The organism is Myxococcus llanfairpwllgwyngyllgogerychwyrndrobwllllantysiliogogogochensis, from assembly GCF_006636215.1.
Classification (GTDB): Bacteria; Myxococcota; Myxococcia; order Myxococcales; family Myxococcaceae; genus Myxococcus; species Myxococcus llanfairpwllgwyngyllgogerychwyrndrobwllllantysiliogogogochensis.
Genome location: NZ_VIFM01000757.1, coordinates 1 through 450 on the forward strand (window position 1 = coordinate 1; position 450 = coordinate 450).

Annotated in this window: 1 protein-coding gene; it reads left to right on the top strand. The window is 66.9% G+C overall.

Going from position 1 to position 450, the window contains the following annotated elements:
- A partial coding sequence (locus FJV41_RS57385) for a tripartite tricarboxylate transporter substrate-binding protein (protein WP_281291676.1) occupies nucleotides 1–450 on the top strand: 450 nt, incomplete at both ends.

Here is a 450-nt window from a genome sequence, read left to right on the forward strand (position 1 = left end):
CCCGGCGAAGGACTACAAGAGCTTCTGCGCCGAAATCAAGAAGTCGCCGGGCAAGTACTCGTATTCGACCTCGGGCACGGGCGGCATCGGGCATCTGCAGATGGAGCTCTACAAGAGCCTGACGCAGGCGTTCGTCACGCACATTCCCTACCGGGGCGCGGGGCCCGCGCTCAACGACACCGTCGCGGGGCAGGTGCCGATGATCTTCGACAACCTGCCGTCGGCGCTGCCCTTCATCAAGGACAACCGCCTGGTGCCGATCGTGGTGGCCGCGCCGCAGCGGGTCGCGGCACTGCCGAACGTGCCCACGTTCAAGGAGATCGGCCTGGAGCCCGTGAACCGCATGGCCTACTACGGCATCCTCGGCCCCAAGGGCCTGCCCAAGGAAGTGGTGGACAAGGTCAACGCGGGCGTGCGCAAGGCCCTGGAGGATCCGGCCGTGCGCAAGCG